5 protein-coding genes and 1 pseudogene are annotated in these 6,938 nt (G+C 68.7%); all 6 read left to right on the top strand.

All coding sequences use genetic code 11. The annotated features are described in order from the left end of the window. Positions 1 to 254: 254 nt before the first annotated feature. The gene (gene rplU / locus ACTWQJ_RS43590) at positions 255 to 575 is read left to right on the top strand and encodes a 50S ribosomal protein L21 (protein WP_004931419.1); all 321 of its coding nucleotides are present in this window, start codon (positions 255 to 257) and stop codon (positions 573 to 575) included. 14 nt (positions 576 to 589) lie between these two features. Then, positions 590 to 844 carry a 50S ribosomal protein L27 gene (rpmA, locus tag ACTWQJ_RS43585; protein ID WP_030051735.1) on the top strand — a complete coding sequence of 85 codons (255 nt, stop codon included), beginning with the start codon at positions 590 to 592 and terminating at the stop codon, positions 842 to 844. 131 nt (positions 845 to 975) lie between these two features. Next, a complete protein-coding gene (gene obgE, locus ACTWQJ_RS43580) occupies positions 976 to 2,412 on the top strand; it encodes a GTPase ObgE (RefSeq protein ID WP_443311936.1) in 1,437 nt (478 codons plus the stop codon). 187 nt (positions 2,413 to 2,599) lie between these two features. Further along, entirely contained in the window at positions 2,600 to 4,150 is a 1,551-nt protein-coding gene (locus ACTWQJ_RS43575; RefSeq protein WP_443311935.1) for an alkaline phosphatase D family protein, read from the top strand. Between the two features lie 570 nt (positions 4,151 to 4,720). After that, entirely contained in the window at positions 4,721 to 6,217 is a 1,497-nt protein-coding gene (locus tag ACTWQJ_RS43570; RefSeq protein ID WP_443311934.1) for a D-ribitol-5-phosphate cytidylyltransferase, read from the top strand. Between the two features lie 125 nt (positions 6,218 to 6,342). Beyond that, positions 6,343 to 6,938: pseudogene (locus tag ACTWQJ_RS43565) on the top strand (hypothetical protein); the annotation flags it as partial.

The raw sequence follows: 6,938 nt of genomic DNA, 5'->3' as shown, positions 1-6,938 counted from the left end.
CGGCCTCCACCGACGAGGACTGACGTCCGTGTGCGGTGTGCTGCCGGGTGACCGGCCGCACACCGCACGGGCCCGGCCCGGTTTGACCCCTTCGGCCACGGCCCCGTAACCTTGACCGTCGGCGTGTCCACAGACGCGCCACATCCCCGTAAACCTCTTCCTCCCGGGCACGGCGTGACCGGGAGAGGCTGCCCGCCTGCCGCGGGCGGCTGGACTGCGGGGGTGCCGTTCCCGAGCGAGAGAGTGAGATCCGCGTGTACGCCATCGTGCGCAGCGGTGGTCGCCAGCACAAGGTTGCTGTCGGCGACATCGTTGAGGTTGACAAGATTTCCACTGCCAAGGTTGGCGACACGGTCGAGCTCTCGACCCTGCTCGTTGTCGACGGCGACGCTGTGACCAGCGACCCGTGGGTGCTGGCCGGCATCAAGGTCCAGGCCGAGGTCGTGGACCACCACAAGGGGCAGAAGATCGACATTCTGCGCTACAAGAACAAGACCGGCTACCGCCGTCGTCAGGGCCACCGCCAGCAGTACACGGCGATCAAGGTCACTGAGATCCCCGCGGCTGCGAAGTAAGGGACTGAGGAGAGATGGCACACAAGAAGGGCGCATCGTCCACCCGTAACGGTCGTGACTCCAACGCTCAGCGCCTCGGCGTGAAGCGCTTCGGCGGTCAGGTCGTCAACGCGGGCGAGATCCTGGTCCGCCAGCGCGGTACCCACTTCCACCCCGGTGCGGGCGTCGGCCGTGGCGGCGACGACACGCTGTTCGCGCTGCAGGCCGGTGCGGTGGAGTTCGGCACCAGCCGTGGCCGCAAGGTCGTGAACATCGTTCCGGTCGCCTGATCGGAAACTTTCGCGAGGCGGACCTCACTTCCCTACGGGGAAGAGGGTCCGCCTTTCGCGTGTTTCATTCGATAAGACTTTTTCGTACTCCCCCAGCCTTCGGCCGGGGGGACCCCCAGGAGGCACATCCCATGACCACCTTCGTGGACCGCGTCGAACTGCATGTCGCCGCGGGTAACGGAGGCCACGGCTGTGCCTCCGTCCACCGTGAGAAGTTCAAGCCGCTGGGCGGGCCCGACGGTGGCAACGGCGGGCGTGGCGGCGACGTCATCCTCACCGTCGACCAGTCGGTCACCACCCTGCTCGACTACCACCACTCCCCGCACCGCAAGGCCACCAACGGCAAGCCCGGCGAGGGCGGAAACCGCTCCGGCAAGGACGGCCAGGACCTGATCCTGCCGGTGCCGGACGGAACCGTCGTGCTCGACAAGGCGGGCAACGTCCTCGCCGACCTGGTCGGGCAGGGGACGTCGTACGTCGCCGCGCAGGGCGGCCGGGGCGGGCTCGGCAACGCGGCGCTGGCCTCGGCGCGGCGCAAGGCGCCCGGGTTCGCGCTGCTCGGTGAGCCGGGGGATGTGCAGGACGTCGTCCTGGAGCTGAAGACGGTCGCCGATGTGGCGCTCGTCGGCTATCCGAGCGCCGGCAAGTCGTCGCTGATCTCCGTGCTGAGCGCCGCCAAGCCGAAGATCGCGGACTACCCGTTCACCACGCTGGTGCCCAACCTCGGTGTCGTGACCGCCGGTTCGACGGTGTACACCATCGCCGACGTGCCCGGACTGATTCCGGGCGCCAGCCAGGGCAAGGGGCTCGGCCTCGAGTTCCTGCGGCACGTGGAGCGGTGCAGCGTGCTCGTGCATGTGCTGGACACGGCGACGCTGGAGTCCGACCGCGACCCCGTCTCCGACCTCGACGTCATCGAGGCCGAGCTGCGCGAGTACGGCGGGCTCGACAACCGGCCGCGGATGGTCGTCCTGAACAAGATCGACGTCCCGGACGGCAAGGACCTCGCCGAGATGGTGCGGCCGGATCTTCAGGCGCGTGGCTACCGTGTCTTCGAGGTGTCGGCGGTGGCGCACACGGGGCTCAAGGAACTGTCGTACGCGATCGCCGAGCTGGTCGCCAAGGCGCGGGCGGCCCGGCCGAAGGAGGAGGCGACGCGGATCGTCATCCGGCCGAAGGCCGTGGACGACGCGGGCTTCACGGTCGTACGCGAGGACGACGGCCTGTTCCGGGTGCGCGGTGAGAAGCCGGAGCGCTGGGTGCGGCAGACCGACTTCAGCAACGACGAGGCCGTCGGTTACCTCGCCGACCGGCTCAACCGGCTCGGTGTCGAGGAGGAGCTGGTCAAGGCCGGCGCCCGTGCCGGGGACGGTGTCGCCATCGGACCCGAGGAGAACGCCGTCGTCTTCGACTGGGAGCCGACCGTCATGGCCGGCGCGGAAATGCTGGGCCGGCGTGGCGAGGACCACCGCCTGGAGGCGCAGCGGCCGGCGGTGCAGCGGCGCCGGGACCGGCAGGCCGAGCGGGACGAGGCGCAGCAGGAGTTCGACGACTTCGAGCCGTTCTAAAACTGGCGTTCGCCCGCTGATCGACCGTCCGACCCGTTGCGGCAAGGGAGCGTTTCCCGGGCCGTGACGGGTCTTCTGTTGTCTCCTTGCTTGTCATGCACGCGCATCTCTGAGTTCAGCGGGCGGACCGTCCGGGCGCGTGAGCTTCCCCTTGTCCAAGAGGCCAGCGAGGCAAGGGAGTTCGCCGATGACCGGTGCCGTTTCGCCCGACCGACGCCGCTTTCTGACCGCATCAGCCGCCGTGCTCGGCGCCGCCGCCTCCGCCCAGCTGTGGCTGCCGTCCGCCGCCAGAGCGGCCGAAACCCCGCTGCCCGACGGGGTGTTCAGCCTCGGTGTGGCCTCCGGCGACCCGCTGCCCGACGGCATCGTGCTGTGGACCCGGCTCGCCCCCGACCCGCTGAACGGCGGCGGCATGCCCGAGCGCATGGTGTCGGTGGAGTGGGAGATCGCCGAGGACGCGCGGTTCAGCAGGGGCGTGCGGCGTGGAGTCGCCCAGGCGCGGCCCGAGTACGGGCACAGCGTTCATGTGGATGTACGGGGGCTGCGTCCGGGGCGTGACCACTGGTACCGCTTCCGCACCGGCGGTCAGCTCTCGCCCACCGGCCGCACCCGCACCGCACCGAGCCGGCAGAGCTCCGGCGGCACCCTGCGCGTTGCGCTCGCCTCCTGCCAGAACTGGCAGCACGGCTACTTCACGCCGTACGCCGACATGCTGGCCCAGGACCCGGACGTCGTGGTGTTCGTCGGCGACTACATCTACGAGTCCGTACCGTCGGCGACGGCCCTGCGCCGGCACGAGGGGACCGGTGAGCCGTACAGCCTCACCCAGTACCGCAACCGGTACGCCCAGTACCGCACCGACCCGGACCTGAAGGCGATGCACGCGAACGCCCCGTTCGTGGTCACCTTCGACGACCACGAGGTCGACAACGACTTCGCCGGCGACATCCCGCAGGACCCCGACAAGCAGCCGCACGACGCGTTCGTGGCCCGGCTGACCGCGGCCTACCAGGCGTACTACGAGCACATGCCGGTCCGTGCGAGCGCCCTCCCGAACGGCCCCCACATCCGGATGTACCGCCACCTGGAGTTCGGCCGCCTGGCCCGGCTCAACGTGCTGGACACCCGGCAGTACCGCAGCGACCAGGCGACCAGCCAGGCCGGTGCCATGGACCCGTCGCTCACCATGCTCGGCGCGGACCAGAAGCAGTGGCTGCTGAACAACCTGCACAACTCGCCCGCCCGCTGGAACCTGATCGCCTCGCAGATCATGATGGCCGAGACCGATCTGCTGGTCGGCGAGGGCAAGCAGTGGTTCTACGACGCCTGGGACGGCTACCAGGCCGAACGCAACCAGTTCCTGAAGGAGTTCAAGCGCGTCAGCAACCCGGTCGTGCTCACCGGTGACCGGCACCTGACGATGATCAGCGACCTGAAGGAGGACTTCGCCGACCCGGACTCCGCCGTCGTCGGCGCCGAGTTCGTCGGCACCTCCATCTCCAGCAACGGTGACCAGGACCAGACCGCCTTCCGCAAGGAGTGGGACCCGCGCATGCCGGACAACCCGCACTGGAAGCTGCTCGACGCCCACCGCGGCTACCACCTCTTCGACATCCGCCGCGACGGCATCGACGCGCGGGTCCGGGTCGTCGACACGGTGCGGCAGCCGAAGGCGACACCGAGCACACTGGCCCGGCTGCGGGTCGAGGCGGGCCGGCCCGGAGTGCGGCTGGTCTGACGAGCCGTACGGGATACGCCCTGGGCCTCACCGGAGTCCCAGGGCGTTTCCCTTACCCTCGCCGAGACCGAAATGCTGCGGAATCTTGACCAGGAATTCCGCGCCAATGAGCTGCCGGCCGGGCTGTATTCGCGGCTGATACGCAATGGCGCTGTGATGCACATGAAGAACACGTGCAGCCCGTCGCCGCAGGACGTGAAGATCTGCATACGGGTCCTCGGTGATCCGGCGCTGCCGCGGCGCCCGTGCGGCACACGGCACCCGTCACGTCGCGTACCGTTCACCAGACGTCTTCCAAGGAACTGGTGAAGGCCCTCGGGCACCGCTGCGTCAAACGGCGCTGCGGCGTCGCTGAGCCGTCACCAGGTCACTCTCGGCAATCGCCAACTCCCTGTGGAGTTACTCACAGCAATTCCCGAGGTGTCCATGGAAGGTCTCGCCGGTTCACCAGGGCCGCAAGGTGAATGACAGGTTGCGCGCACATATGCGGTGGCCATCGCTCACCTTGCATCGCGGTTACCCGGAGTGGGACCATTTGCAAGTTCCCAGTCGCCCCAAGGTAGGTCACCTGTGTCACAGCACATAGCCAAGCCCCGTACCACCGCAGTGATCCTGGCCGGCGGTACCGGTCAGCGCGTGGGTCTGTCGATCCCGAAGCAGCTGCTGAAGATCGCCGGCAAGGCAGTCATCGAGCACACGCTGACCACCTTCGAGAAGGCCGACTCGATCGACGACATCATCGTGCTGATGGCGCCGGGTTATGTGCCCGACGTGGAGAAGATCGTCGCCAAGGCCGGGTTCACGAAGGTCTCCAGGATCATCGAGGGCGGCTCGACGCGGAACGAGACGACCGAGCGCGCCATCTCCGCTCTCGGTGAGGGCCTGGCCGAGGGCGAGGACCTCAACGTCCTCTTCCACGACGCCGTACGTCCGCTGCTGTCGCAGCGCGTCATCGACGACTGCGTGGCCGCACTGCAGCGCTACCAGGCCGTCGACGTCGCCATCCCGTCCGCGGACACCATCATCGTGACCCGCACGCACGGTGAGGACGGCGAGTTCATCACCGAGATCCCGGACCGCTCCCGGCTGCGCCGCGGCCAGACTCCGCAGGCCTTCAAGCTGTCCACGATCAAGCGGGCCTACGAGGTCGCGGCCGGCGACCCCAACTTCCAGGCCACGGACGACTGCACGGTCGTGCTCAAGTACCTGCCGGACGTGCCGATCCACGTCGTCGCGGGCGACGAGTACAACATGAAGGTCACCCAGCCCGTCGACGTCTTCATCGCCGACAAGCTGTTCCAGCTCGCCTCCACGGCCGCGCCGGAGCAGAACGGCGAGGAGGCCTACCGCGAGCTGCTCACCGGCAAGACCGTGGTCGTCTTCGGCGGTTCGTACGGCATCGGCAAGGACATCTGCGAACTCGCCGGGTCCTACGGCGCGAACGTCTACGCGCTGGGCCGCTCCACCACCGGCACGCACGTCGAGAACCCGGAGGAGGTCGACGACGCGCTGTCCAAGGCGTACGCCGAGACCGGGCGCATCGACTACGTCGTCAACACGGCGGGTGTGCTGCGCATCGGCAAGCTGGCCGAGACCGACAACGCCACCATCGAGGAGGCGCTGAAGGTCAACTACCTGGCGCCGGTGCAGATCGCCCGTTCTGCTTACAAGTACCTCGCCGAGACCAAGGGCCAGTTGCTGCTGTACACCTCCAGCAGCTACACCCGCGGCCGCGCCGAGTACAGCCTCTACTCCTCGACCAAGGCCGCCATGGTGAACCTCACCCAGGCCCTGTCCGACGAGTGGGCCGGCGACGGCATCCGCGTCAACTGCATCAACCCGGAGCGCACCGCCACCCCGATGCGCACCAAGGCGTTCGGCCAGGAGCCGGCGGGCACGCTGCTGTCCTCCGAGGCCGTGGCCCGCACCTCGCTCGACGTGCTGCTGTCCGAGCTGACCGGCCATGTCATCGACGTCCGCCAGCAGGACCCGACGGCCGACGCGAGCAGGGCCTCCGGCTTCGAGCAGGCGCTGGCCGGCGTCCTGGACCGTCAGGACGGCGTGTAATAATTGACGCCCATTAGAATTCGGTAATTCAGGCCTCTGTGTGCGCCCGTTCACGGGTTGTTCGCAGAGGCCTGAATCCGTACGCGAACAAAACCGGCATCCCCCTCCAAGAGCAGGTTTCCCAAGTGATTTCCACCGCTATACGCGTCGCCAGGGTGGGCAGCGCGGCCGAGCTGGCCGCGGCGGCCCTCATGATGCTGGGCTTCCCGGTGCTCATGCTGGCCGCGCTCGTCCCGAGCGTTCCCGCCTTCGCGGCCGCGGCCGCCGCGACGTATCTGGCGGACCACTATCTGCACCGCAAGGGCAGCTACCTGATCAACCGGCTCAGCAAGGTCCGGGCCGGTCTGTCGATCCGCTTCCTGATCCGGCAGCTGCTCCTGGTGCTGCTGCTGGCCCGGCTGTCCCTCTCGGACGACCTGATCTTCTACGGCGCGATCGCCTGCTTCATCGCCTTCTACGGCCTCCAGGCCCCGCACGGCGCCCTGGTCACCCTGATCCGCAACCGCCGCCGGATGCCGGTCGCCACCCGCAATGTCGACCTGGCCTCCCGCGTCCGCATCCCGGACGCCCCGCCGCGCCGGCTGCTGCACCGCTCGGCCGAGAAGATGCTCCACCTCGACCTCGCCGCGGTCGTCGGCGTGCTGGTCTCGGCCGCCGTCGACTCGGCCGTGGCCGGCTTCGTCGGCATCGGCGTGACGCTGGCCCTGGGCTGCGGGTACGT

The sequence above is a fragment of the Streptomyces sp. KR55 genome, assembly GCF_052245645.1.
In the GTDB taxonomy this organism is placed as follows: Bacteria; Actinomycetota; Actinomycetes; order Streptomycetales; family Streptomycetaceae; genus Streptomyces; species Streptomyces flavusporus.
Note: the sequence above shows the minus strand (reverse complement) of the source record. Positions and strands in the feature narration are given on the sequence as shown.